We start from the raw sequence: 26,018 nt of genomic DNA on the forward strand, positions 1-26,018 counted from the left end.
CAGTAGATTCGATCTCAACGTTAAATCGGATACCTAATCATGGTCGAACACGACAACATTCCGCGCCCTTCTGACTCTATCGTCATCGTCGGTGCTGCACGCACTCCGATGGGTGCGTTTCACGGCGACTTCCATTCCCTCTCAGCGCATGACCTAGGGAGCGTAGCAATCAGGGGTGCGGTGGAGCGATCTGGAATCTCAGGCGATGCAATCGGCGAAGTACTTTTCGGCAATTGCTTGATGGCGGGCCAAGGCCAGGCTCCTGCTCGGCAAGCGCTTTTGAAGGCAGGGCTACCGAAGGCCACCGGAGCAGTCACCCTTTCGAAGATGTGCGGGTCCGGCATGAAAGCGGCCATGCTCGCACACGACATGCTATTGGCAGGAACTCATGAGGTCATGGTAGCGGGGGGTATGGAGAGCATGACCAATGCGCCTTATCTCCTTCAGAAGGGGCGAGGCGGCTATCGCATGGGCCACGATCGAATTTTCGATCACATGATGCTCGATGGCCTGGAGGACGCCTACCAGCCCGGACGGTCGATGGGCACATTCGGTGAGGATTGTGCTGAGAAGTACAGCTTTAGTCGCGAAGAGCAGGACAATTTTGCGATCACATCTGTCTCGCGAGCACGGAACGCGATCGAAACCGGGGCATTTTCCGAGGAGATTGTGCCTGTTGCTGTAAGGGAGCGCGCTGGTGAACGCATTGTGACTGTCGACGAAGGGCCCGGCAAAGTAAAACTCGACAAGATCACGCAGCTTAAACCGGCCTTCAAAAAGGACGGGACTATCACGCCAGCTTCGAGTTCGTCGATTAATGACGGCGCCGCAGCGCTAGTGCTTATGAAACATAGCACCGCGATGCGGCTTGGTGTACAGCCGCTCGCCCGCATCGTTGGACACAGTACGCATGCTCAGGAGCCCGAGTGGTTCAGTACCGCCCCAGTTGGCGCGACGCAGAAGTTACTCGGAAAGATTGGGTGGAGCGTCGGTGACGTGGATCTTTGGGAGATCAACGAGGCGTTCGCAGTCGTTCCAATGGCGCTGATGAAAGAACTTGATATTCCTCACGAGTCCGTAAACGTCAATGGCGGTGCGTGCGCGCTGGGGCATCCGATCGGTGCATCCGGTGCTCGAATCATGGTGACGTTGCTTTACGCACTCAGAGCACGTCAGGCCCGACGGGGCATCGCAACACTGTGCATCGGCGGCGGAGAAGCTACGGCCGTCGCGCTTGAATTGATGTAAGGCAAACGGACAGAGGGCGCAGTGAATTTAGAGAACAAAGTAGTTGTCGTCACCGGCGGTGCATCGGGCCTTGGAGAGGGCGCGGCGCGGATGCTCGCAAGCCTTGGAGCGTTCGTTGTGATCGCGGACATGCAGGACGATCGAGGCAAACATGTCGCAGAGCAGATCCATGGTGAGTTCGTCCATTGCGACGTCTCAAACGAGGAACAAGCCCGCAATGTGTTTCAGTTGGCCCGAAAGCGTGGCAAGGTGGTCGGTCTCGTCAATTGCGCGGGCGTTGCACCGGCTGAACGAATTGTCGGCAAGCAGGGTGCTCACTCGCTTGATAGTTTCGCGCGCACGGTAAATATCAATCTGCTCGGAACTTTCAACATGCTCCGGCTAGGTGCCGAGGCAATGTCAGAGAACGAACCGGAGTCGACAGGTGAGCGAGGTTGTCTGATCTCGACGGCATCGATTGCGGCATATGACGGGCAGATCGGGCAGGCGGCCTATAGTGCATCCAAAGGGGGCGTCATTGCGATGACGCTACCAATCGCGCGAGATCTTGCGCGACACGGAATTCGCAATATGACCATCGCGCCGGGAATCTTCGGCACGCCAATGATCTTCGGCATGCCGACCACTGTGCAAGATGCACTGGCAGCTAGTGTTCCGTTCCCTTCACGCCTTGGAACTCCACAGGATTTCGCGAAACTGGTCGCTCACATTTTCGAGAACGAGATGCTCAACGGAGAAGTAATCCGGCTTGATGGGGCGATTCGACTCGCACCGAAATAATGGATCGATAGGGGGCTTGCAATGACGATCGACTATGAGAAGCTCATGCATTGGCGCGTCGAGCCACGTGAAACGACGTACGACGCAAGGGAGACTATCCTGTACGCGTTAAGCGTAGGGTTGGGCGCTAATCCGCTGGACGGAATGCAATTGCCTTTCGTTTATGGGCCAGTGTTGAAAGCACTTCCTTCGATGGCCCTTACCCTTTCGTATCCTGGTTTCTGGCTCGGCGACCCTTTGACTGGCGTGGACTATAGCCGCACGCTGCACGGCGAACAAAGCATCGAATTCCATGCTCCGTTGCCGACTGCAGCAACGGTTGTCGATCGAGTTTGGGTAGAAGAAGTAGTCGACAAAGGTCCCGGCAAAGGAGCACTTGTCTACACCCGATCGTCTATCAGCGATAAGTCCACGGGGATAGTCCTGGCATCGCTAGCGGCCACGATGTTTTGTCGTGCGGATGGTGGCTTCGGCGGTACCGCACGGTACGCGCGCGAAGTTTATCCAACACCGGAGCGTATGCCCGATTTCCATGTCGACCTCCCGACCGTGTCGCAGGCCGCGCTCCTCTATCGCTTGACTGGCGACACTAACCCTCTACATGCAGACCCAAGGATTGCGCGCGAAGCGGGCTTCGACCGTCCAATCTTGCACGGACTGTGCACCCTTGGCATCGCGGCACACGCGTTGTTGAAGACGTTATGTGGGTACGAACCTACCCGAATGCGCCGTATCGATGTCCGCTTCAGCGCACCCGTTTTTCCCGGCGAAACTATCCGGACTGAGATCTGGCGTGAGAGTGATACGACGGCAATTTTCCGCAGTATTGCGGTGGAGAGAGGCGTGGTCGTGCTCAACAACGGGCGTTTCTCATTCACCTGATCAATTTAACCTGCCCCATTTTAACTTAAAGGTCGACCATTGCAATGGTAGCGAGAACGTGATTTAATGACATAACCGTTAAATAGGAGACAACGATGAGGACACGTTCCCTGCTGTTCGTGCCGGGCGATAGCGAACGAAAGCTTAGTAAGGCGCTTCAGACCAACGCGGATGCACTGATTCTGGACCTTGAAGACTCAGTGTCAGGCGAACGCGCAGAGCTCGCCCGAAGAAATATTCGGACCTGTCTTGATCAGGTGCCCGCCAACAGCAGGAAGCAACAACTGTGGGTGCGAGTGAATGCATTGACACACCCCGAGGCAATGGCGGATATCGTCGCTGTCGCGGGCGGGCAGCCGGACGTGATTTTGCTACCGAAGACCCGCAACGGAAGCGACGTCGCTTTGCTTGATCATTATCTGAATGCGCTCGAGGCGCGCGACGGCATTGATATCGGTTCAATTGGCATCGTTCCCGTCGTCACGGAGACTCCTGAATCGGTATTGGCAATCAACAGCTATCTTGGCTGCAGCAATCGTCTCTTCGGAATGACGTGGGGCGCGGAAGACCTATCGACCGCCGTTCAAGCGAGCACCAACCGGTTGCCTGATGGTTCTTGGGAACACACCTATTGGATGGCGCGCTCAACTTGCCTCTTGGCCGCGCGAGCCGCGGGTGTCGAGCCGATCGACACTCTGTTTGGCGATTACAAGGACCCTTCGGGTCTTTTGGAAGCTGCGCGTGCGTCGCGGCGCGCCGGATTTTCCGGGAAAGTTGCAATTCACCCGGATCAGGTAGACGTAATCAACGACGCGTTTAGCCCGAGTGAAGAGGAAGTTCAATATGCCCGTCAGATCGTCGAGGCCTTCGGAGTCCAGGGCGTAGGTACTGTAGGCCTTAACGGGAAAATGCTTGACATGCCGCATCTTAAGCAAGCCCAGATGGTACTCGCGCAAGCGGGTGCTTAGCCTTCAAAGAAACGCGATTCGACAGAGAGATTTCAGTGTTTGAGCAAGCCGTTAAGCTGAGATCTGGAGAGAAGACGATGGCTACCGCTGCTAGGTCGTTGAGAACGATAGTTGAGACATGGCTTTCACCGAAACCGGAAACGCCTGTTCGAATAACGGAGTTCAAAAAGGGACGGTCCGGTGGCGGTTGCTACGTGCGTGTCGAGACGACCAGAGATTCAAATAAGGTCTCCATGATCTTCTTTCGGCATCGGAACGGCCTCTGGTGCGTGTTTCCAGCACGGAAAGAGCACCCAACTATGAGGCTAGAACGATGTTAGCCACCGCATGAAACATTGAATAAAATAATTGGAGACAAACATGCCCGCAGGCAAAGGCTTCCGGATTGCCGTCGCGCTTTCGGTAGTGTGGACCGCTGGAGTGCAATCGTCGGCATGTGCTGACGAGATCGTCAAATTAGGACTTTCTGTTCCCCTGTCGGGCTCCGCTGCAGTCTGGGGCCGAGGCGGGGAATGGGCATGCAACAAAGCCGCTACAGAAATCAGAGATGCGGGCGGCGTCAAAGTCAAAAATAAAGTATATAACTTCGAATGCATCGCGTACGACAGCAAGTTCAATGCCGCCGACGGTGCCAAAGTCGCGCAAACACTGTTAAACCGCGATGGTGTGAAATTTATCGATGGCGTTATCGGGACTGCGCCATCCGAAGCGATGCAATCGCTAAGCGAGCGTCAGGGGGTCCTGCTCTTCACGGGTGCTTGGGGTGCGAAATACAAGGGTCCGAAGTATCCGCTAACGTTCACGCAGATCAACACCCCCCATGAGATGTTGCCGACGCTGATCAAGTACGTCACCGGCACACATCCAAACGCTAAGACAATCGTTTTGCTTAATGCGAACGATGCCACAGGTCGTGAGACCGAGGCGATCTCTCGCCCGCTTTGGGAGCGAGCCGGTGTAAAGGTTCTCGCCAGTGATTTTTCTGAACGCGGGACGACTGAATTTCAACCTATCGCGACGCGAATTGCGGCATTGAAACCGGACATAGTCGATTTGGGCACGCTTCCGCCCGCGGATGCCGGCCGGGTGTTTTCAGAGCTGAAGGTGCTCGGCTTTACTGGGGTCAAGGTGCTGGAGGCAGGCACGGGTGCAGACGGACTGAAAGCCACGGGAGGCGCCTCCATCGAGGCCGTATACATGGGTGCCGCGATCCCGTTTGATGGTCCAGCGGTTAGCGCCCATCAACGAAAGCTAAACGACGAAGCCCGTGCTTACCTCGGAGAGTCCCTAAACGCTCCTGAAGTTAGCTTTTACGACGCAACATATGCAATAAAAGCTGCAATGGAGCAAGCGCAGAGTATCGACCCCAAAGAGGTCGCCCGAGTCATGCCAGCCGTGAAATTCAAAACGTTCTACGGAGGCGAAACGGGCTTTGGCGGTAAGGGGATCTATGGATCGGATCAGCAGATGGCGCTCCCGGTCATCGTCACGCAAGTCGAAAACGGCAAGCTCGTCGAGCGTGCGCGTTTCACCGGAAATCACGACTGAGACAGTCCCGGGGTCGCGGATAACCCTGAGGATAATCGCGCGGGGTATCTATGAACTGGGAAAGCTTAACGCTGTGCTATCAACCTGAGCGGGATCGTGCTGCCAATGAAGCGAACGCGGACGATGCTGCGTTGTGGCGATGGTTCTGCGAATTGTTCGAAGAGGGACGTCTTCGCTGGTGTCGGTCAGCAAATGGATGGCTGGTAAGCGTCGATCATAAGCACTTGTCGACGGAAGACAATTTTTACGATGCTATCAGGGTTGCTAGATCACGCGGCAAGGGCGGCCCCGCATCGCATCTCGGGAAGGATGAACATGAGATGTGACTCTGACGTTGTTCAACGGTCACGACATACAGAAGTTGCCGAAGGACACAGTACACTGAGTTTTGAGCGTGGAAGTGGCAGCCTACGCTTCGCACGGAACCGTAGACTTGTCGTGCAGCTGGAGCCGCCTCACTCATGGACATATATCGCGTCCATCGCAAATAACCCAGATTGGGGAACGAGGCCATCGCAGGCCGACTTAGCTCTCGTTCTTTGCGCGTTGAATGAAAAGCACTCGTGTGTAAAGCCGGGCCATGATTTCGCGAACGCGGCATTGCCAGACAAATGCTTCTTTCTTGCTCCAGTGATTCGACAAGCGAAAGTCGCTTTGCAGATATTCGTTAGGGGGATTCGACGTGGACATTCTTCCTTTGCTCGACATATCTTGGGACGAGGATCGCGATGACCTGGACCGAGCGGTGGGATGGATTGGGATTTTCACCGCTCTTGCCTTGTTGATTGAAGTTTTGATCCTCAGCGCATTCCTAGTCTAGAAAAGATTAAGGAATTGCATATCCACCCCAACTTTTAGTGATGAGCTGCGCTTGCTGAGGTAAGCGATTCTTTTCGGAAGGAATTTAGAATGCCCATGAACGGGAGTAGCCAGAACAATGACTGGCTGGGTCTTGCCAATCGAGTTTGCGTGGTGACCGGGGCTGCAAGTGGTATCGGAGCGGAGACAGCGCGTCAACTCTCGTTGGCGGGTGCATACGTCGCCTTATTGGACAGGAATTTCCATGGATGCGCCGCAATCGCTGATGAGATCGTCGAACGCGGCGGTCGCGCGATTGCCATCGCGGCAGACGTTACGCGTACATCAGATCTGCAAGGTGCAGCTACAAAGGTCGCAAATGAGCTCGGGCCTTGTGAGATCCTTGTTAATAACGTGGGCGTTCTTACCGCCGCAGCATTAGTTAGCATTGAAGTTGATAAGTGGGATCAAACAATTTCCACCAACCTTACCGGTTCTCTAATCTGTACCCAAACTTTCGTTAAACAGATGATCGAGAACGACGGTGGCGGAAGCATAGTTAATGTTTCTTCGATCGCCGCTGAACAACCATTTTCAAATGGTGGAGCCTATAGCGTAAGCAAAGCAGGCCTCTCGATGCTGACGAGAGTGCTGTCTGTAGAGCTTAAACAACATAGGATTAGGTGCAACGGCGTAGCACCCGCTTTCGTTCGCACGGCCCTGAGTGATTCTGTGTACCGCGACCCGGCAGTAGTCAAAAAGCGCGCCGAGATGGTGCCGGTGGGCCGCATCGGAACGCCTTTCGATATCGCTAACGTAATAGCCTTTCTCGCGAGCGATCGGTCGAGTTACATAAACGGACAGCAAATTCTCGTGGATGGTGGCTTGACCCAGGCACTGATGGACACTGTCCCCCGACCCGGATTCGACAGTCGGGCCGACGAATAAGGCACCTCTATCGCGTCAAATACCTTTCTCGCGGGCAAGCCGGGCGGCATATTCACCGCGGCGCAAAATGAGAAAAAGAGATGGTGCTACGGAGGAGTACATGAGGTTCAATAAAATGCGTCGCCTCGCAGCCTTAGCGTTGGTGTACCCGGCAGTTAGCTCTTACGCAGCTAACGTAATCCAAGTAGGTCTATCAGTTCCACTTTCGGGCTCCGGAGCGGTTTGGGGAAGAGGAGCTCAATGGATGTGTAACCGAGCAGCTGCAGAGATTCGCGTTGCTGGAGGTGTGAGCGTCAAGGGCCAGACGTACAACTTCGAGTGCATTGCTTACGATAACAAGTACAGCGCCGCCGAGGCAACACGAGTCGCGCAAACGCTTCTGAATCGTGATGGAGTGAAATTCGTCACGGCTATCGGAACCGCTGCAGCCCTTGCAACGCAGCCGCTGACCGAGCGTCAAGGGGCACTCTTCCTGACGGAGTCATGGGACCGATCGAAGAAAGGGCCAAAGTTTCCCTTGACGTTCACGATCGTGAACACGTTGTTCGAAATTATGCCAGTGATGATCGGATACTTGCGAAGCACATATCCGAACGCAAGAACGATTGCGCTTCTTAATGCGAATGACGCAAGTGGTCGTGCGAGCGAGGCCAGTACCCGTCCGATGTGGGAAAAGGCAGGATTTAAGATCATTTCGAGCGATTTCTACGAACGAGGGACCACTGAGTTTCAACCGCTCGCTATCCGACTTGCAGCCTTCAAGCCGGACGTGATAGATCTTGCTTCTGCTCCTCCCTCGGACGCAGGACAGGTATTCAAAGAGCTTGATCTGCAGGGTTTTAAGGGGATCAAAGTGACGGACAATGGTACAGGTGCAGATGCGATTGTGACCTCCGGCGGGGCATCGGTAAATCGCGTTTACATGGGCTCTTCCACGACGTTCTATGGTCCGAGTGCGAGTGAGCACCAAAAACAAGTTGCGGCGCTAGCAAAGGCGGCTCTCGGCGAGCCGCCAAGCCTCCCTTCGATTGGAGCGTACGATGCGCTGTATGCGTTAAAGGCGGGCGTAGAGAAGGCTCAAAGCGTAGACCCGAACGCGGTGGCGGCCGTATTGCCAACCGTTAAATTCAAGACATTTTACGGCGGCGAAGCAGAATTCGGAGGTAGGGAACTTTATGGGTCGCCGCAGCAGGCGCTTCTTCCCGTCTATGTAACTCAAATTGAGAACGGAAAGCTGGCAGAGCGCGCTCGAGTCGATCCTAGAAAGGAGTAGGAGCCGGTTTTAGTCGGTCCTGGAACTGGGTTGGTAAGAATTTTTCATTCGGAGGATATATGGCCATCGGATACGTTGGTATCGGGAGCATGGGTGGGGCCTTGGCACGGCGACTTCTTCTGAAGGAGCCTCTCCTTGTGTACGACGCAAACGAAGCGGCAGTTTCGAAATTCGTGGAACTTGGCGCGACGCCCGCTGCGGACTTGAGCGAAGTTGCTGCGAAGTGCGAGATTATCTTTTTGTGTTTGCCGACGTCTGAACATGTCGAGAAGGCCATCTTCGGAGTGGAAGGGCGTGCGGGTTTGCTGCAGTCGGCAAAGCATGGCGCCCTCATTGTCGATCAAACGACGGGCGATCCGACGGCCACGCGCGCGATGGCGCAAAGGCTTGCTGAAAAAGGCATCAACTTGGTCGACGCGCCAGTCAGTGGTGGTCCACAAGGTGCAGACGCTGGCACGATTGCCATAATGGTGGGCGCTTCGCCGACCCTATATGACCGAATTGCACCGGTCCTTCATCGTATCAGCCCAAACGTCTTTCATGCGGGCGGAGTCGGGACCGGACACGTGGCGAAGCTAGCGAACAACCTTCTCTCTGCAGGCCAGCGTCTCGCCAGCCTTGAGGCCATCGCGCTCGCAGTGAAGAATGGCATTGAGCCGCAAAAGGCGGTAGACATCATCAACGCCGGCTCGGGACGCAACTTTTTCGTCGAGAAGTTCATGAGCTCTCATATCATCTCGGGAAAGCTCAATTCCGGCTTCACGGTTGGTCTCTCACATAAGGATGTTCGGCTCGCCTGCAAGCTTGGCGTTGACTCTGGCGTAACGATGTTTTTTGGAAATATCGCCAGAGAATTTCAACAAATGACGATCAATGAAATGGGAGCCGACGCGCAAGTGAATTCCGTAGCGTTGATGATGGATCGACTCGCCGGAACTCATGTCGTCCCGGAAGACTACAGCCTGGATTGAAGCAGAGACATTTGATACTGACCTTTCCTTGAACGGGACAATGATTGTCGTGCTTTGCTTGCACCAAGCATCCGCGTCCGTTCTTCCTTGAGACTTCAAAATCAGGCGTCCGCCCGTCTTTAATGACGGCCTCACACCACAATTTGCGAGTGCGCCTCGAGGTTCGTTTTGTCGCATTGAACATTCGAAAACGTTTCAGTCAAGTACGCGCCGACACGGCGTTTTTGAAAAGCAATGAGTGGCGGCATATATTTGCATTCGTGTTAGTAAAGCGTTCGCGACGGTGTCAGTTAGGATGGCCAGCCCCTTGTTATTTGCACACTATTGATTCGCCAATAGTAGCGATATTTGAGAATTTGGAATGTTGATCGGAATTCCTACTGAGACACGGGCGAACGAGACGCGCGTCGCCGCCACACCAGAAACGGTCAAGAAGCTCGTCACGCAAGGACATCGCGTTTCTGTCCAGAGCGGCGCGGGCTTGCCGGCAAGCTATATCGACGATGCCTTCGCGCAAGCGGGCGCGGATCTCGTCGATGCCGCCACGGCCTTTTCCGCCGAGATCGTCCTCAAGGTGCAGTCGCCGAGCGAAAGCGAACTGGCGATGCTCAAGCCGGGCGCCGTGCTCATCGGCATGCTCGATCCATTCAATACGGAGAACACCGCGCGGCTCGCAGCCGCGAACGTCACCGCGTTCGCGCTCGAAGCCGCGCCGCGCACCTCGCGCGCACAGAGTCTCGACGTGCTCTCGTCGCAGGCGAACATCGCCGGGTACAAGGCGGTGCTGATGGCCTGCCAGTATTACCAGCGCTTCATGCCGATGCTGATGACCGCCGCCGGCACCGTGAAAGCGGCGCGCGTGCTCGTGCTCGGCGCGGGTGTCGCGGGCCTGCAGGCGATCGCCACCGCCAAGCGTCTCGGCGCGGTCGTCGAAGCATCCGATGTGCGTCCGGCCGTGCGAGAGCAGATCGAATCGCTCGGCGGGAAATTCGTCGACGTGCCCTTCGAAACCGATGAAGAACGCGAGGCTGCGGTCGGCGTCGGCGGTTATGCGCGTCCGATGCCGCCAAGCTGGCTCGCGCGGCAGGCAGCCCAGGTGCACGAACGTGCGAAGGCGGCGGATATCGTCATCTCGACGGCGCTGATTCCCGGCCGTCCTGCACCGACGCTCATCTCCATCGAAACGGTCAAGCACATGAAGCCGGGTTCCGTGATCGTCGATCTCGCCGCGGGTCGCGGACCCGAGTTCGAGGGACGGAAAGGCGGCAACTGCCCGCTCACCGAAGTCGATCAGGTGGTGATGAAGCACGGCGTGCATATTGTCGGCCACACGAATCTCGCTTCGATGGTCGGCGCCGATGCCTCCGCGCTCTACGCCCGTAATCTTCTGGACTTCCTGAAGCTCATCATCACCAAGGAAGGCACGCTCAACATCGACCTCGCGGACGACATCGTCGCGGCCACGCTCCAGTGCCGCGATGGGCAAGTCACGCGTGCGGCCGCTTAACGCCGATACGGAGACGCACATGGATGTCATCAATCACACGGTGATCAACCTCATCATCTTCGTGCTGGCCATTTACGTCGGCTATCACGTCGTGTGGAACGTCACGCCTGCGCTGCATACGCCGCTGATGGCCGTGACCAACGCGATTTCGGCGATCGTCATCGTCGGCGCGATGCTCGCGGTCGGCCTCACGGTCGGTGTGGCGGGCAAGTTCTTCGGCACGCTCGCCGTGCTGCTCGCGGCAGTGAACGTGTTCGGCGGCTTTCTCGTCACACGGCGAATGCTCGAGATGTTCAAGAAGAAAGAGCCGAAGAAGATCGCCAGCAAGGAGGGCGTGTAATGAGCCTTAATGTCGTCACACTCCTCTACCTCGTCGCCTCGGTGTGTTTCATCCAGGCGCTCAAGGGCTTGTCCAATCCGAAGACCGCGCGCATCGGCAACACATTCGGCATGACGGGCATGGCGATCGCCATTCTCACCACGCTCGCGCTGATCGTGAAGCAGGCCGCATATCTCGAAGCGAATCTGGCGCTCGGGCTGTCGCTGCTGTTCGTCGCGCTGATCGTCGGCGGCGGCGCGGGCGCGTATATCGCGGCGAAGGTCGAGATGACCAAGATGCCCGAGCTCGTCGCGGCCATGCACTCGCTGATCGGTCTCGCGGCGGTGTGCATCGCGTACGGCGTGGTCGCCGAACCTGCCGCGTTCGGACTCGCGCCGCCCGGCGATCCGATTCCGTATGGCAATCGCGTCGAGTTGTTCATCGGCACGTTCGTCGGCGCGATCACGTTCTCGGGTTCGGTCATCGCGTTCGGCAAGCTGTCGGGCAAGTACAAGTTCCGGCTGTTTCAGGGCGCGCCGGTTACGTATTCGGGCCAGCATCTGATCAACCTGCTGCTGGCCATCGCGATGATCGGCTTCGGCGTGATCTTCATGCTCACCCAGTCGTGGCTGCCGTTCATCATCATGACGATCATCGCGTTCGGGCTGGGCGTGCTGATCATCATTCCGATCGGCGGCGCGGACATGCCGGTGGTCGTGTCGATGCTCAACTCGTACTCGGGCTGGGCGGCGGCGGGCATCGGCTTCTCGCTGAACAATCCGATGCTGATCATCGCGGGTTCGCTGGTCGGTTCATCGGGTGCGATTCTGTCGTACATCATGTGCAAGGCGATGAACCGCTCGTTCTTCAACGTGATTCTCGGCGGCTTCGGCGGCGAGGCGGGCGGCGCGACGGCGGGCGGATCGGCGGAGCAACGGCCGGTGAAATCCGGCTCCGCCGATGATGCCGCGTTCATGCTCGGCAATGCGGAAAGCGTGGTGATCGTGCCGGGTTATGGTCTGGCCGTGGCGCGCGCGCAGCATGCGCTGAAGGAGCTGACGGACAAGCTCGTCGAGAAAGGCATCGATGTGCGGTACGCGATTCACCCGGTCGCGGGACGCATGCCGGGGCACATGAACGTGCTGCTGGCGGAAGCCGAAGTGCCGTACGAGATGGTGCAGGAGATGGAGGACATCAACAGCGAGTTCGGCCAGACGGACGTGGTGCTCGTGCTCGGCGCGAACGACGTGGTGAACCCCGCCGCGAAGACCGATCCGAAATCGCCGATCGCCGGCATGCCGATTCTCGAAGCGTACAAGGCGCGCACGATCATCGTGAACAAGCGCTCGATGGCGGCGGGCTACGCCGGCCTCGACAACGAACTGTTCTATATGGACAAGACGATGATGGTGTTCGGCGACGCGAAGAAGGTGGTCGAAGACATGATGAAGGCCACTGAATAGTTTGTTTAACACCCTTTTTACCTTTTTGGCGCACTTTATGGAAAACCAAACCGGAAAGCCGGGTCAGCAGGCGATGGATGAGACGGGCCTATGGAAATGTGGTCCATTGAACATTGAGGTTCCCACGACCATGGCCGTCGCCACGCCTTCGACCCTTGGGTCCTGGCCATGGTCCGGCTCATACCGTCCGTGGGATTGGATGGATCACTACATGCTCGACGACGTTCCCATCGCTGAATAAGGAGGAGTCCTTGCTAACTGTCAGCGTGGGCAGTTCGCAATCCCCACAACGTGTAGCTACGGCGGGGTGACGCAATCAGAAAAGGCGCCAATCAACGCCCCATCTCGTCACATATCGGAGGAGGTTTTTTCTGTCCGTTCCTACGTTTACTGCGCTGGGCCGCCATGTTCTCCGCTCAGGCTCGCAACCCGCGTTGGTGTTGCGGTCCCGCGAGCGAAGGTTTCCAGCGAGCGGGAGGCTGCGAGCTTAACGGCTCTAAGCACGATTCGAGGCGCGTTCGCCAGACGATTTTCGCCGCCGGATGCGGCCACGTTCCCTCCGGCATTTGTAGAGTTGCCCCATTTGAGGGACTAGGGTAAAAACCGACCATTGTAATGGTTGACCGTTAGAAACGCCAATGCTAGATTGAAGTGGTTGGAAAGACAGCCCATCACGCGAGGGGAACGGGACCTAAGAGGAACCCTTCTGGAGGGCGTCTTGAACATCATCGGTGGGGGCGCCGGTAGTCGCCAACTCACTGATCAAGGCGATTCTTCGAACAGCCACCAGTTCATCGCCAGGCTCGACGTGAGGCATAATTCTTAAAAAATTCAATCAGTCAATCAAGCACGTTAAGAGTCATCGCTTGAGAACCTGGTTAAACATCAGAAGGCCGGATTAAATGAACGCAAACCAGCAGCAGCAGTTCATTGGCAATCGCGTACGCGAAACGCTTTTATTGGACGCGTGGCATTCGTCAGCTACTCGAGAGGAAATTGTCGACCCCGGTATGCCCATCGTCGACGCACACCATCACCTGTATGGGGAGTCATCAGATCCGCACTTCTACCAGCTAACCGACCTGACGCGTGATTTGACCAGCGGTCATAAGGTAATTGCAACGGTCTACGTTGAAGCCTACTTCTCCGGATGGCGTGAGACTGGACCCGAGTCGATGAGACCGGTCGGGGAAGTCGAGAAGATTGTTGGTCTGACACGATCGCCGATAGAGACGAAAAGCGGTAAATGTCAGGCTGCGGCAGGAATTGTCTCTCATGCTGACTTGACTCTCGGCGCCGACGTCGTCCAGGTCTTGGAAGCGCAATTGGCCGTAGGAGACGGTAGATTGCGAGGTGTGCGCCATATGTCTGTCTACGCCGAGGGCGCCCTCGGAAAGACGATTCATAAAATGCCAAAGAAGTACCTTCTGGCCGATAAACGCTTTCGCGAAGGGATTGCTCAGCTTGAGCGCTTTGACCTGAGTTTTGACGCATGGGGATATTACTATCAGATTGGCGAGCTGGCTGCCCTCGCGGATGCATTTCCAAACGTAACGATGGTTGTCGATCACATCGGCGGAGTTATTGGGGTCGAGGAGTTTAGGGAGAAAAGTGAGACCATCCGCTCGCAGTGGGCGAAAGACATGCGTGATCTCGCGCGTCGACCGAACGTCAACGTTAAGATCGGTGGGCTAGGTATGCCGATGTTGGGATTTGGCTTTGAGGATGGGGCAAAGCCTGCTTCGTCTGCCGACGCCTTAGTTGCTTGGCGCCCATACATTGAAACTTGTGTCGATACCTTTGGGCCCGACAGATGCCTGTTCGAAAGCAACTTCCCGGTGGATAGGCAGTCGTGCGGATACGTGCAACTTTGGAACGCCTTTAAGCTTGCAACTCGATCAATGTCTGAAGAGGAGCGACGCGCGCTTTTTTACCGAACCGCATGCCGTGTCTATAGATTGCCGGAAATACGGAAGCTCGGCGACGCATGCGCCTCGACTTGACCAGCCTATTCGGTCATACTTTATTGCTGTAGGTGATGCAGAGGCATTCGCCCAGTAGTTCTCGCGGATGCCTTTTCGCCATCGACGCGAGAAACATTCAGCTTTTCCTCCTTTCGAGATGAGACGTTAGATTCTTTATGCACGTTGTAAGCCAAGGTTCGCAGTGCTGAGGAAGATTCATCGCAGGGAACATTTTGAAGCGGTGGACGCTTCCCTCGGTTCAACCCCTCTTCGCATATGCGTGCAATAACCTGGTGGCGAGCAAGTTCGGAACACACGCGTAGTTATTCAGAGGTGGGATGACCGTGTTAATTGAGAGGATGTGACATTCCCGGACCTGGCAGGAAAGGTCTGCGTGATCACCGGGGCTGGTAGCGGTATTGGAGCTGAAACGGCAAAGCAATTCGCTCGAGCGGGATCCCATGTTGGAGTGATCGACCGAAACGAACAGCGTGCCGCTGAAGTCGTTCGTGATATCACTGATGCCGGTGGCAGCGCGATCGCGCTTCCCGCCGACATCTCGTCGGAGGCAGATGTACGGAACACGGTGACACAAATAACCAGTCGTTTTGGTGCGTGCGATGTGCTGGTCAACAATGCTGCTGTCTCGTCAGGAGCGAGTCTGCTCAAAGTCGGGCTGGAAGATTGGAATCGCTTGTTCGCTGTCAATTTAACTGGAGCGTTGATTTGTACGCAGGCCTTCGGCGTTCAGATGGCGAAAGAGAATCGAGGTGGGTGCATCATAAACGTGGGCTCCATTACAGGGCTCCATCCGATGCCGTGCAGCGGCGGTTACAGTATCAGTAAGGCAGCTTTGTCGATGTTCTCGCGGGTACTAATGTTGGAATTGGCGTCTAACGGTGTTCGCGTTAATACGGTGATTCCCGGTTTGATACGCACGCCTGCGACTGAGGGCGCCTACGCGGACCCTTCGATTGCGCAGGCACGCAGACGTCTAATCCCGGTAGGGATGGAAGGTCGCCCCGAAGAGGTTGCGGAAGTCATTGTGATGTTAGCGAGCGACCGTACAAAATACATTTCTGGGCAGGAAATCGTCGTGGACGGTGGTCTAAGTCAAACTCTGATGAGTTTGATGCCACGAGTTCGAGTTCGTCGGGATTGACCACGCACGTGGGAAAAGCCAAAACATTGTCTTGCTAACTGTGGCGTCGCGGAGGTAACACCGAAAATCCCGGACCGGACTAGCCATGGCTCGTTGGCTGACTTTTTCGTCTAGTCAACAAGAATATTGACAGACCGTCTGAATCTTGTTCGATCACCGCGAGCGACTTTGAACGTGCGATGCGAAGGCAAAGCATGCTATCGATAAAATGGGAGCATAGAACTATGCAGTTAAACGAACTTCTGGAGCAAATCAAGAATAGGCCTGAGACGATTACGATCGAAGAGGTGTTGAAGGTTATTGCGGAAAACTATGATTTTACTCCCGTCAGTTTTACCAACGGCGAAGTACAGTATCACGCAGGGCAAAACGTAAAAACTTGTCAGCTCTTGGCATTCGCCAAACTGCACGCGCTAACCGAACCACAAACTCTCTCGTGCTACGGCACATTCTATCGGGTGGATGTGCTTGAAAACCCAGCCGGAAAAGATCATGAACCAATTCGGAACTTTATGCAGCACGGTTGGAAAGGGGTTAGGTTCGCTTCCGAAGCGCTAAAGCGTAAAAATTGATTGCCGAAAATAACGCCTGGAAAAGGTCCATTAAGGTCGCTACGGTCTTGCATCGGCTGCCCGGAATTGTGGTGCCACTCTTCGCGCGGGGCCGTAACGTTGGGCCGCGGCAATCCCTTGGGCACGCGAACCATCTCTCGCAATCATTTCAATGGTTGACTATTGAAGCAAAGCGGCCTATCGTTCATCGGGTGGGGCAGCTCGCCGAGAGGGCATGAAGTGGGGCGTCCATGCAAGAAAAACGCAGAAGTCATTTGGACGGTCTTTGGCCGTCCCTAGCCCTTTTGCTGACGCTCCCCGGTTTTAAGAGTAGAGCTATATGGCCCATATTTATTCCATTTTTTCGCATTGCCTCATCGTAGGTTTTTTGGAACTTCAATCGAGGGGGGAGGAGAGTGATTAAGTCCGTCGGGGTCATTGGCGTGGGATCTATCGGCGCACCCATCGCGAAACGAATTCATGGCTCGGGCTATGAACTGACAGTTTGCGACGTGAACGGTGAAGCACTCAAGCCGTTCGCTGCGGCTGGCGTAAAAGTGACGACTCATCCGCGCGATCTTGCGGGAGTAGACCTTGTATTGGTTTTAGTCGCCTCAGCGAAGCAAGTTGAGGCAGTCGTATGCGGCGCTGACGGTATTGTTGCGCCACTTGGCGGGTCCCCGGGACCGGTCATTGCAATTATGAGTACGGTCGGCCCAACGTCGATCAAAGCGATCGAACAATGGGCAATCGCAAGAAACGTCCGGGTCATTGATGCCCCGGTGAGTGGTGGTGTGAGACGTGCGGAACTTGGGACGTTGTCGGTTCTGATCGCAGGGAGCGAGGCGAATGTCGCGTTCGCAACGCCTGTTTTTCAATGTCTAGGGAAACAGCTTTTTTATTTCGACGCCATTGGTAAGGCGCAAGTGGTGAAGGTTGCCAATAATATGATTGCTTGCGCCAATCTTCTGGCAAGCGCCGAAGCGTTTCGGATGGCCATCGATTACGGCATCGACTTGGACGCTTTCACCGATGTAGCCGAGGCCAGCTCCGGGCGAAGCAGTCTCTCCGCCACTAGAGGAGACGCACAGGTCGCCTTCGCTAGTTGGACCGAAACCCGATCTACCTTCGACTCACTCCTTTCGATCTTGAAAAAGGATATGCGGTTAGCGCAAGAGTGCGCGTCGGATTGCTCCGGTTCCTTTCCTATGCTCGAGTTGCTCAACTCCGGTATGGAGCGGGCAGGCGGTGAAGCATTCAACGATTGGCGCGCAATTGCTTCATATAAGAATACAGAGGCTCGAGACGGTACAACAGAGGGCGCCGAGATTCGGGGCCCGGACTACTTTGAATAAGCGGAGGCATCGAGATTCTGAATGTTAGCCACCCTAACGGTGTAAATTTTCGATCTAGTTACTCTTGGCTCAGAGTACGCTGCATTCGACTCTCCGCTTCAGCGCTGACGACTAAGGTTTGATATGAAACGCACTAGAATTTATTGGCTATTAGGATTCTCCCGTGATATCCCTAGGCGAGCGGAAGAGTCATCTAAGTGGCTCGTGTCGGGTATCTGAAGAGCATCGCGTCTACCGACACGGACAAACCGTTTGCATGGGTGGAAAGGCTACGTTCCTTTTTTTCGTCGAATTTCCTCGGCGTGCTACAACGTCTACCAAATCGCAGGCGTCCTTCATTCAGATACGACCGGTTACGGTAAGGAACGGGTCAAGCCGCACTGCGATCCCAGGCGGCCTTACGGGCGCGAGCGAAGCTGCGCTGAAAACGCTAGCAGCCCTCTGAAGGGGGTCTTATGGTCGCGCAGATCCTTGGCCTTGGATACGGTGTATTACCGGTCCGGTGCACAAGGGCGATGTTCTATGGATTCAAAGGAGCCTCAGGAATTACGGTTGCGACTTGAGAGGCCTATTTGTCGGCGCCGTTGGACGTTTTGGCGTGACGACCTATGACACTGAATCTGTTCCCGACGGTGCGAGCGCCATCATCGAAGGCGGACAACTATTCGGACCGGTTTCCGCAAAGTTCGGGCGTGCAGTTTCCCTGGGGGCCTGCGTTTCCCGTTGTCGACGTTGCTCCATGCAGGTTGAAAATGATCGAAAACCTCATCGTTCTTCGAAAGACTACAGGGGTCAGGCAAGAGCTAACATTCAAACTCTCCTTTCCGAGCGCCACTGTTGGATGTGGTTATAAAGGCTTGTCGTATTTTTCGCGTCGAACGATAAGGCAGGTTGTTCATGCGACCTGCCAGAAGATTAATGGAAATTTTAGGAACATAGTGATGCAGAGTAACACTCAGTTTCGGAACAAAGACGTATCCGCCGAACCTAAAAGCGACCCTGTGACGGAAATTAATCGCAAGATAGCCTGGCGCTTGCTTCCGCTTTTGTTCGTTTGTTACATTGTCTCTTACCTTGATCGCATTAATATCAGCGTTGCGAAGTTGCAGATGATAGGCGACCTGCACTTCAACAACACCATTTATGCATTTGGAGCGAGCGTATTCTTCTGGGGCTATGTACTTTTCGAGGTACCTAGCAACCTCTTGCTTAGCAGGTTGGGCGCCCGAGTTTGGATTGCGCGGATCATGATAACATGGGGACTTTTTTCTGCAGCGGTAGCATTTATTGAACCAATCGCAGGATTTTTCGCACTCTCATCCGCCACGGTATTTTTTATTGTGCGTTGTCTTCTCGGCGCTTGTGAAGCAGGCTTTTTCCCCGGCGTCATTCTGTATTTAAGTTACTGGTACGCACCACGCGGGCAGAGCCGCGTTTTGTCAGGCTTCCTCCTTGCTCTTCCTGTCGCCACGATTGTCGGTGCGCCACTTTCCGGGTGGGTTCTCGAGTCAATGAACGGCGTCATGAAATTCAGTGGGTGGCAATGGATGTTCGTCATCGAGGGGCTACCTGCTGTGGCACTCGGTCTCGTTGTCCTCGCATTTCTGCCTGACCGTCCGGGCAACGTTCGTTGGCTGACCAGCGATGAAAAGATTCGGGTGGTCGAGGAACGAGCAAATCGACAGGCTGAACGCAATCACCGATTCTCTCACGCGCTAAAAGATGTACGAGTGTGGATTCTATGCCTGATTTACGTCTTGTACGGAACAGGCTTTTATGGTCTTGCATTCTGGCTGCCAACGATCATTCAGTCTGCGGGTGTGAAAAATACTTTCCATGTTGGATTGTTTACGGCGGTGCCTTGGGCTGTTTCGGCGGTCTATATGGTTTGGCACGCAGCCCACGCACGTAAATCAATGGAACGGCGATGGCATACCGCGCTTCCGATCTTATTCAGTGGGTTTGGCTTGATCATGAGCGCATATACTTCGGACAATCTCGTTCTATCAATGCTTTTCATGTCAATCGCCCTTTCTGGATTGATGGGCGTGATGACCGTCTTCTGGACGCTTCCTGCTGGATTTTTGTCGGGCACCGCAGCGGCGGCGGGCATTGCAATCATTTCTTCGATTGGGAGTCTCTCGGGCATCCTGGGGTCGTTCGTTTCAAGCGTCGCGCTTGATTTGACAGGAACCATGCGTAGTGGAACCTACATCCTTGGAGCTTGCGTGCTCCTCTCGGGACTTGTGGCGTTGGCGGCACCGCGCAGCTTGTACCGCTTGGCGGGTGCAGCGGGCCCCCAAGAAAGTAGGATCACGACTTGAAAACTCAGTGTCGTTCGGCTTTGCCGCTAGCTGCTGAAAACGATGCTTGACCGCGCCGTTCTGTTGGACGAAGGCGCCGCCCCAGTGTCCCGACTGGCGAGAACTTATTGCCCGGGTTCGGTTCTGGACAGCTCCGGTCGAGGGCCTTTCTGGTGGACTACGGCAATCATGTGGCCAGGTATAGCGGAAAACTCCGGTTGGTGGTGAGGAGTTAAATGCGGTGCAGCCGCCGAAGCTGACGAATCACCAAAAGCGCCGAGTCGACGGGGTTCTCACCCCACCGCGTAGAAGCCGCGCTGAGCTTTGGCGCCCACCTCCTTGAGGTTGGCGACTGACGTTGGAATATCCCGGAGGCCTCTCGCTCTGCTGCTTGGCGACATCTAGCATAACTTGCGATATCTAGGGTATACATCAACCGTTGCAATGGTTGAGTATTGATAATCTTGGACGTAGAATGCTCCGAGACGGATTGGAGGCGGGTGTAGCGTAGTTTTCGAATATGTTTGTTCATGGCGAGACAAGTGCGCACGTTCGTAGCGCCTTTGTATCGGCTTGTCGATTCGTCATCCTAAATGCAGACGGGTATGTTTTCTGGGCTATCGCGTGTCGTAGTAAGCCAGCAATTCTTCGTTAAAAAGCACTCCTGCGCTTATTTCCTATGGGACGTTTAAATTGGTAGACCAACCCAGCTCGGCTTACGATCGTTCAAGAAGAAATTGAAAGCACCGAAAGCAACATTCCACTTAGATGACATGGGAGACGAAGGGATGAAGTCAATGAAGAGTACGCAGGTCTTAATCGGCGCAGTCATTGCGACCTTTGGCGCTGCAGCTCACGCGCAGAGTACGGTGACGCTTTACGGCATACTCGATAACGGAGTTATGTACCAAAGTAATGTCGCAGGGGGTAAGCGTGTCTCCATGGATTCGCTCGGTGGTATTAACGGAAGTCGTTGGGGCATGACCGGAGCCGAGGATCTGGGTGGCGGACTTAAAGCCATCTTCACACTAGAATCAGGTATCAATCTGAATTCGGGGTCCCTCGCGCAAGGTGGAACGGCGTTCGGGCGGCAGGCATTCGTCGGTGCGACTAGCGCCAGCTTAGGAAGCTTAACGTTCGGCCGGCAATACGACATGATCTTTTATTTTCCCGAGCCGATTACGGTCTCAGGAATGGTGGGCTCTATACTCTTCGCGCATCCGGGCGATCTAGACAATACGGCAAATAGCGTTCGCGTCAACAATGCAGTTCGGTACATGAGCCCGAGCTACCGCGGGTTCAGCTTCGGCGCTGAATACAGCGTGGGCGGGGTGGCGGGAAACACAACGGCCAACAGCGGATACTCAATCGGCGCATCGTATATTGGCGGGGCCGCCTCGATCGGTGCTGCCTTCGAATACTTCAAGAATCCTACGTCCTCCACGCCAGGCCAAGGATTCTTCACCAACAATGCGAACGGATCTTCGGTGCTAGCGGGGGTTCTCAACAAGGGTTATGCGAGCGCTTCGGCATATCAGGCAGCGGTAATAGCAGCAAATTACACGGTCGGCCCCGTTACCGTTGCAATCTCCGGCTCGAACATCCAGTACGCTAACCTTGGTGGAACGTTGGCGGGACAAACTGCCCGTTTCAACAATGCGGAGGCCGGCATAAAATATGCATACTCGCCTTTTCTGTTTTTCAATCTCGGTTACGACTACTTGATTGGCAAAGGTGTTAGCACCACGGCGGGTGGCACGATTGGAAATCAACACTTTCATCAGGTATCTTTTTTGGCGGACTACTTTCTATCGAAGCGAACGGACGTTTATGCGGCCGTTGGTTGGCAAAAGGCATCCGGAACTTCATCGACCGGTACACCAGCGGTCGCAAACTTTACCAATCAGGGCGACTCGTCAAGCAATCGTCAGTTCGTTGCACGGTTAGATTTTCGCCATAAGTTCTGACTGCCAACAGTGTCGGGTGGAAACTTGTCTGTCTTCTGAGATTTGATCCCAAACGAACCTCTACTGGGAGGCGACTGGACCACACGCGGAGATGGTCCGGCGCAGCGTTGCCATATATCGACGGTACGCGCGGTCTGCAAGCACGGTTGGTGGCGGGCGTATCAAAGGGTAGAAGGCTTACCGGAATAACGCGGACTGAACCCGGGCAGCAGCTGGGAATGGTCTGTAGCGCGTGCGGGGTGCGGTGCCCGCCACCTAATCGGAAAATTTCGGCGCGGGAAAGTCGGTGGCGGCACAAGGTGGAGAAATGGATAAGGGCAAGGCTGAAGCAGAGCTTTGGAAATCATTCACACAGGAGAGAAGGAATGAAACTGGTGACAGCAATCAAGACTGTATGCGCTGCGCTCATCGTACTAGCGACATTTAGTTCACAGGCTCAAAATGGGGATGCGAGCACTGCAAGCCACGCTAGTGACAAGCAGGCCGCGAAGGCCGCAAAATCGCTTGATCGAGCCCTGGCGAAAAAAGTGAGAACCGCATTGGCACGGACGAAGGGAATCAGTGTCATCAATATTTCGGTGCGAGCGAGGGAGGGAGCCGTAATGTTGCAGGGCTCGGTTCCAGAGCAGTCTCAGATCGATCGGGCAACGCAAGTGGCACAAGGCGTGGATGGTGTGAAGTCCGTGCAGAACGCCTTGACGATTCGCCCTCTCGGTCAGTAATTGTCGCCAATCAAAGAGACCGCGAGATACGGGTAAGCCTGGTGTATGAGCGGTTGGTGAACGGCGACGTCTGGCGGCGAGTTTCTGCTGACCGGGTTGATCGTCTTGCACCGGTTCGCCGTTCTTGAAGGCAGTGCCTTCCAGCAACAGCGTGATCTGTTCGGAGCCGTTGATACGGCGCCATGTATCTCGGCTTCCTCGATCACCTTGAATGCCAGACCGAGGAAGGCCGGTCGCGGCCCGCAGTTGCGCGTGCGCGTAGCGCGGTGGCGCACGGTTGCGAACGTCGACTCAATCGTGTTTGTTGTTCCTAGATGCTGCCAGTGGTCGGCCGGGAAGTAATAGAAAGCAAGCAGGCTCGCGCGATCCTTCTTCAATGGGCGGCCTCCGAGTAGGCGAGGAGGTCGCCCCCTCACCCCTCACAGATCCGGACGAGCGCAATTAAGGCATCCGGTTCCTCATCATGCAGATTCGCTCACGGTTTGGCGTAACGATGGACAATCCGAGGCTGCGGTAACGGGAATAGGGTAAGTATCCTCGTGAAGGCAACCCATGGCATAGAGCGTTCGTTCGACCTTCGCGACAACCACTTACGCCAGATGCGGGCGACGTGATTCTGTAGAGTCGCCAGGCGCTCGAAGTTCCCGCTGATGCCAAAGTAGGCATAGTGCGCCTTAAGCATTCGACTCAGACGCTGGTGCTGATCGCGAGGCGGCCGGGTCCGCATACCACGGCAGACACGGCTGACTGCTTTGAGCGTACGCGCGACGCGGTCTTTGGCGGTCAATTGCCGCACCATCGCCCGGCCCTTCTCCGAGGTCACCCACACGTGAGTGAAGCCGAGGAAGTTGAAGGTCGTGGCCAGCGGCTCTTGGGGATCATCGTGCCCGGATTGGGGTTTGAAGCGGAAATCAATCATCTGGGTTTTGTCCGGATGTAAGTCGAGTCCGTACTTGCCCAATCGCTTGCCGAGCACCCGCAAGACGCGCTCCGCATCGTCTTTGTACGCGAGTATCACGACAAAGTCATCCGCGAAACGAACCAAGGTGCTCGGACCACGAAGGCGCGGTTGCACCTCAGCGGCAAACCATTCATCCAGAACATAATGCAAGAACACGTTGGCCAAGCAGGGCGAAAGAGCCCCGGCAACAACATAGCAAACTCACGAGTATTATGGGGCCTGCGCATTTCAAGGGAGTGTCTGGCGCCGTGGTCCAGAGGATGTCCTGACGTCGATGCGGTGCTCGTCCTTGAGGCCGTTGCTCCCGCCGACCGGGAGACACATCAATGACACGAGGACGACGCAAGCACTGGCACGTGCGTCTCGCTTTTGAGCCGAACCGCTTTGCCGGCGAGCAGTTGCAGAAGGCGTACGAGCAGCTCAGCCCGATACACGCACGCACCACGTCGCCGGAGCCGGTTGTGAAGCAGGCGCCACCGAAGCGAACGGCTACCAGGCGGGGGAAACAATGAGCACCGCAATGATCGCGCTCTACGCGCGGGTATCTTCGGAACAGCAAAGCAAACGCGGCACCATTGACAGCCAGATCGCGGCATTGAAGGAGCGCATTTCGGCTGACGGCGCGCAGATCGTCGACGACATGTGTTTTATTGACGCCGGCGTGAGTGGCGCGACGCTGATTAGGCCTCAACTGGAGCGCCTCAGGGACTGCGCCGCGCTTGGAGCGGATCAGTTGTACATCCTGTCGCCAGACCGGCTGGCGCGCAAATATGCGCACCAGGCGCTGCTGATGGAAGAGTTCTCGGGCTGCGGCGTCCACGTGGTGTTCCTCAATCACGCGATCGGTATACGACGCCGGAAGAGTCTCTGCTATTGCAGATGCAGGGCATGATCGCGGAATACGAGCGGGCAAAGATCGCCGAGCGCCACCGCCGTGGCAAGCTTCATGGTGCAAAACGCGGCAGCGTCAATGTGCTGTCCGGGGCACCTTATGGCTACCGCTACATCCGCCGGCAGCTCGACGGAACGCCGGCCCGGTACGTTATCGAACTGCCCCAGGCTGCAACGGTGCGGGCGATCTTCCAGTGGGTGGGCATGGAACGCCTGAGTATAGGGGAGGTGGTACGCCGCCTTACCGAATCGGGTACTGTGACGGCGTCGGGCAAGCCGTACTGGGACCGCAGCGTGGTGTGGGGAATCTTGCGTAACCCGGCTTACATGGGACGGGCCGCGTTCGGCAAGACGCAGTCGCGCGAGCACCTGCAGGTGCGCGTGCGTGCCCAGCGTCACAGTGCCGACGTGCCCAAAAAGCCGCACTCAACAACGCGTACCGACCGGCAGGACTGGATCGAGATTCATAGTAAGCATATAGGCGGAGGTGGCTCGCCACATGCTCGGTCAGGATGGGAATGAGCCGTCCGGCGCGGATGAGCGCGGCGGCTGATAGCGAAGACACTTGCCCAATTACCTGACCAGTGAGTGTTGCCTGAATTTCTAGCTCTATGTCGTTCGTAGCTACAGGGAGGAAATTCGCGCGTCTGGATTGCGCCACCGACGTCGACGTACCACGGGAAGATTTTACCTGTCCCGGGATGACGAAAAACGCTGCATCGATGCAGAGCGAGATCGTCCAGCGACCGCGGAGTGCCGTAGCGGCTCAGATACTCTGGCGACGCGCAGATGATTAGTTGCGGTGCGAAAAGTGGGCGCGCAATCAAACGGTGGTCGACGAGTACTGCTGGCAGTACCCGAAGGTGCAGCCGGAAGTACAGCTTGACGACAGCATTGGCGACTGGGTACTTGACCGCGTCGACGTAGGCTTTCGTTTTGGCTCACCGCCAGCGGAAACACCGGCCACAGTACCGGTGCGAACCAGGAACGTGGTCCCACGATCCGCAAGGGACCGGCTATTTCGTCCTTTGAAAGACGCGCCTGAGCCAATGCGCGTTCGAATGCCACTAATGCGGGCTGAGTCGCGTCCAGTAACTGTTGCCCCTCTTCTGTTAGTGACAAGCTGCGTGTGGTGCGATGCAGCAAGCGTACCCCCAGAGATTCCTCGAGCTGCGCCACCGTCTGGCTAACAGCCTGTGCGGTGACATTTTGAGATGCCGCGGCTCGACGAAGGCTGCCAAGTTCTACGGCTGTGGCTAGTATTTCGATGGCCCGGATATCCTTACTCAGCATCACCTCTCTCCTTGGCGGTCGGCGGCAGTACCTACCAATGTCAAGCGCAGCTTACAACTGCATCAAGGATTTGGTGTCTATTCGATTGATAGTGAGCGGCCTATAGTTTCCTCCATGCCCCGCCATCAACCGGGACCCAAGGAG

General features: G+C 55.9%; 22 protein-coding genes and 2 pseudogenes. 20 read left to right on the forward strand and 4 right to left on the reverse strand.

The window, feature by feature from the left end; genetic code table 11:
• Positions 1-39 precede the first annotated feature (39 nt).
• The 18 genes from AWB76_RS34565 (at position 40) to AWB76_RS34655 (ending at position 22,729) form a co-directional block, all read left to right on the forward strand.
• Complete coding sequence (locus AWB76_RS34565; protein ID WP_061164592.1) at positions 40-1,248, forward strand: acetyl-CoA C-acyltransferase; 1,209 nt, start codon at positions 40-42, stop codon at positions 1,246-1,248.
• A gap of 21 nt (positions 1,249-1,269) precedes the next feature.
• A complete protein-coding gene (locus AWB76_RS34570; RefSeq protein ID WP_061164593.1) occupies positions 1,270-2,028 on the forward strand; it encodes a 3-hydroxyacyl-CoA dehydrogenase in 759 nt (252 codons plus the stop codon).
• A gap of 21 nt (positions 2,029-2,049) precedes the next feature.
• Positions 2,050-2,910: a MaoC family dehydratase gene (locus AWB76_RS34575; protein ID WP_061164594.1), complete on the forward strand. Its 861-nt coding sequence runs from the start codon at positions 2,050-2,052 to the stop codon at positions 2,908-2,910.
• Between the two features lie 95 nt (positions 2,911-3,005).
• Complete coding sequence (locus tag AWB76_RS34580) at positions 3,006-3,878, forward strand: HpcH/HpaI aldolase/citrate lyase family protein (RefSeq protein WP_061164595.1); 873 nt, start codon at positions 3,006-3,008, stop codon at positions 3,876-3,878.
• Positions 3,879-4,238: 360 nt separating this feature from the next.
• On the forward strand, positions 4,239-5,426 hold the full coding sequence (locus AWB76_RS34585) for an ABC transporter substrate-binding protein (RefSeq protein WP_061164596.1): 1,188 nt from the start codon (positions 4,239-4,241) through the stop codon (positions 5,424-5,426).
• A gap of 909 nt (positions 5,427-6,335) precedes the next feature.
• Complete coding sequence (locus AWB76_RS34590; RefSeq protein ID WP_061164597.1) at positions 6,336-7,172, forward strand: SDR family NAD(P)-dependent oxidoreductase; 837 nt, start codon at positions 6,336-6,338, stop codon at positions 7,170-7,172.
• A 115-nt stretch (positions 7,173-7,287) separates the two neighbouring features.
• Positions 7,288-8,445 (forward strand): ABC transporter substrate-binding protein, encoded by a 1,158-nt coding sequence (locus AWB76_RS34595; RefSeq protein ID WP_063936423.1) that lies wholly within the window; start codon positions 7,288-7,290, stop codon positions 8,443-8,445.
• 59 nt (positions 8,446-8,504) lie between these two features.
• Positions 8,505-9,416, forward strand: a complete 912-nt coding sequence (locus AWB76_RS34600; RefSeq protein ID WP_061164598.1) for an NAD(P)-dependent oxidoreductase — start codon at positions 8,505-8,507, stop codon at positions 9,414-9,416.
• A gap of 361 nt (positions 9,417-9,777) precedes the next feature.
• Positions 9,778-10,923, forward strand: a complete 1,146-nt coding sequence (locus tag AWB76_RS34605; RefSeq protein WP_061164599.1) for a Re/Si-specific NAD(P)(+) transhydrogenase subunit alpha — start codon at positions 9,778-9,780, stop codon at positions 10,921-10,923.
• Positions 10,924-10,942: 19 nt separating this feature from the next.
• Positions 10,943-11,263: an NAD(P) transhydrogenase subunit alpha part 2 gene (locus tag AWB76_RS34610; protein WP_061164611.1), complete on the forward strand. Its 321-nt coding sequence runs from the start codon at positions 10,943-10,945 to the stop codon at positions 11,261-11,263.
• Positions 11,263-12,705 (forward strand): NAD(P)(+) transhydrogenase (Re/Si-specific) subunit beta, encoded by a 1,443-nt coding sequence (locus AWB76_RS34615; protein WP_061164600.1) that lies wholly within the window; start codon positions 11,263-11,265, stop codon positions 12,703-12,705. The genes AWB76_RS34610 and AWB76_RS34615 overlap by 1 nt, the downstream gene beginning before the upstream one ends.
• Before the next feature lie 902 nt (positions 12,706-13,607).
• The gene (locus tag AWB76_RS34625) at positions 13,608-14,708 is read left to right on the forward strand and encodes an amidohydrolase family protein (RefSeq protein WP_061164602.1); all 1,101 of its coding nucleotides are present in this window, start codon (positions 13,608-13,610) and stop codon (positions 14,706-14,708) included.
• Positions 14,709-15,030: 322 nt separating this feature from the next.
• Positions 15,031-15,831, forward strand: coding sequence for an SDR family NAD(P)-dependent oxidoreductase (locus AWB76_RS34630; RefSeq protein WP_063936421.1), 801 nt, complete (start codon positions 15,031-15,033; stop codon positions 15,829-15,831).
• Between the two features lie 224 nt (positions 15,832-16,055).
• Positions 16,056-16,403, forward strand: a complete 348-nt coding sequence (locus AWB76_RS34635) for a HopJ type III effector protein (protein WP_061164604.1) — start codon at positions 16,056-16,058, stop codon at positions 16,401-16,403.
• A 395-nt stretch (positions 16,404-16,798) separates the two neighbouring features.
• Entirely contained in the window at positions 16,799-17,737 is a 939-nt protein-coding gene (locus tag AWB76_RS34640) for an NAD(P)-dependent oxidoreductase (RefSeq protein WP_061164605.1), read from the forward strand.
• A 752-nt stretch (positions 17,738-18,489) separates the two neighbouring features.
• Complete coding sequence (locus tag AWB76_RS34645; RefSeq protein WP_244173587.1) at positions 18,490-20,061, forward strand: MFS transporter; 1,572 nt, start codon at positions 18,490-18,492, stop codon at positions 20,059-20,061.
• A gap of 776 nt (positions 20,062-20,837) precedes the next feature.
• Positions 20,838-22,007, forward strand: a complete 1,170-nt coding sequence (locus AWB76_RS34650) for a porin (protein ID WP_374729972.1) — start codon at positions 20,838-20,840, stop codon at positions 22,005-22,007.
• Positions 22,008-22,372: 365 nt separating this feature from the next.
• The gene (locus tag AWB76_RS34655; RefSeq protein WP_061164606.1) at positions 22,373-22,729 is read left to right on the forward strand and encodes a BON domain-containing protein; all 357 of its coding nucleotides are present in this window, start codon (positions 22,373-22,375) and stop codon (positions 22,727-22,729) included.
• Positions 22,730-22,801: 72 nt separating this feature from the next.
• On the opposite strand, the pseudogene AWB76_RS43140 reads toward AWB76_RS34655, so the two are convergent.
• Both AWB76_RS43140 and AWB76_RS34660 read right to left on the reverse strand, forming a co-directional pair.
• A pseudogene (locus AWB76_RS43140) lies at positions 22,802-23,106 on the reverse strand (transposase); the annotation flags it as partial.
• 98 nt (positions 23,107-23,204) lie between these two features.
• Positions 23,205-23,858 (reverse strand): annotated as a pseudogene (locus AWB76_RS34660) (reverse transcriptase domain-containing protein); the annotation flags it as partial.
• A 352-nt stretch (positions 23,859-24,210) separates the two neighbouring features.
• Here AWB76_RS34660 and AWB76_RS42440 point away from each other — a divergent pair.
• Positions 24,211-24,582 (forward strand): recombinase family protein, encoded by a 372-nt coding sequence (locus AWB76_RS42440; protein WP_279616468.1) that lies wholly within the window; start codon positions 24,211-24,213, stop codon positions 24,580-24,582.
• Complete coding sequence (locus AWB76_RS42785) at positions 24,579-25,103, forward strand: recombinase family protein (RefSeq protein WP_279616469.1); 525 nt, start codon at positions 24,579-24,581, stop codon at positions 25,101-25,103. Before AWB76_RS42440 ends, AWB76_RS42785 begins: the two co-directional genes overlap by 4 nt.
• On the opposite strand, the gene AWB76_RS43145 is transcribed toward AWB76_RS42785, so the two are convergent.
• Together AWB76_RS43145 and AWB76_RS43150 are read right to left on the reverse strand one after the other, a co-directional pair.
• The gene (locus AWB76_RS43145) at positions 25,046-25,375 is read right to left on the reverse strand and encodes a type 2 periplasmic-binding domain-containing protein (protein WP_374729973.1); all 330 of its coding nucleotides are present in this window, start codon (positions 25,373-25,375) and stop codon (positions 25,046-25,048) included. The genes AWB76_RS42785 and AWB76_RS43145 overlap by 58 nt on opposite strands.
• Positions 25,269-25,874, reverse strand: a complete 606-nt coding sequence (locus AWB76_RS43150; RefSeq protein WP_374729971.1) for a LysR family transcriptional regulator — start codon at positions 25,872-25,874, stop codon at positions 25,269-25,271. The genes AWB76_RS43145 and AWB76_RS43150 overlap by 107 nt, the downstream gene beginning before the upstream one ends.
• Positions 25,875-26,018 lie beyond the last annotated feature (144 nt).

Origin of the sequence: Caballeronia temeraria (assembly GCF_001544795.2) — a bacterium.
Taxonomy (GTDB): domain Bacteria; phylum Pseudomonadota; class Gammaproteobacteria; order Burkholderiales; family Burkholderiaceae; genus Caballeronia; species Caballeronia temeraria.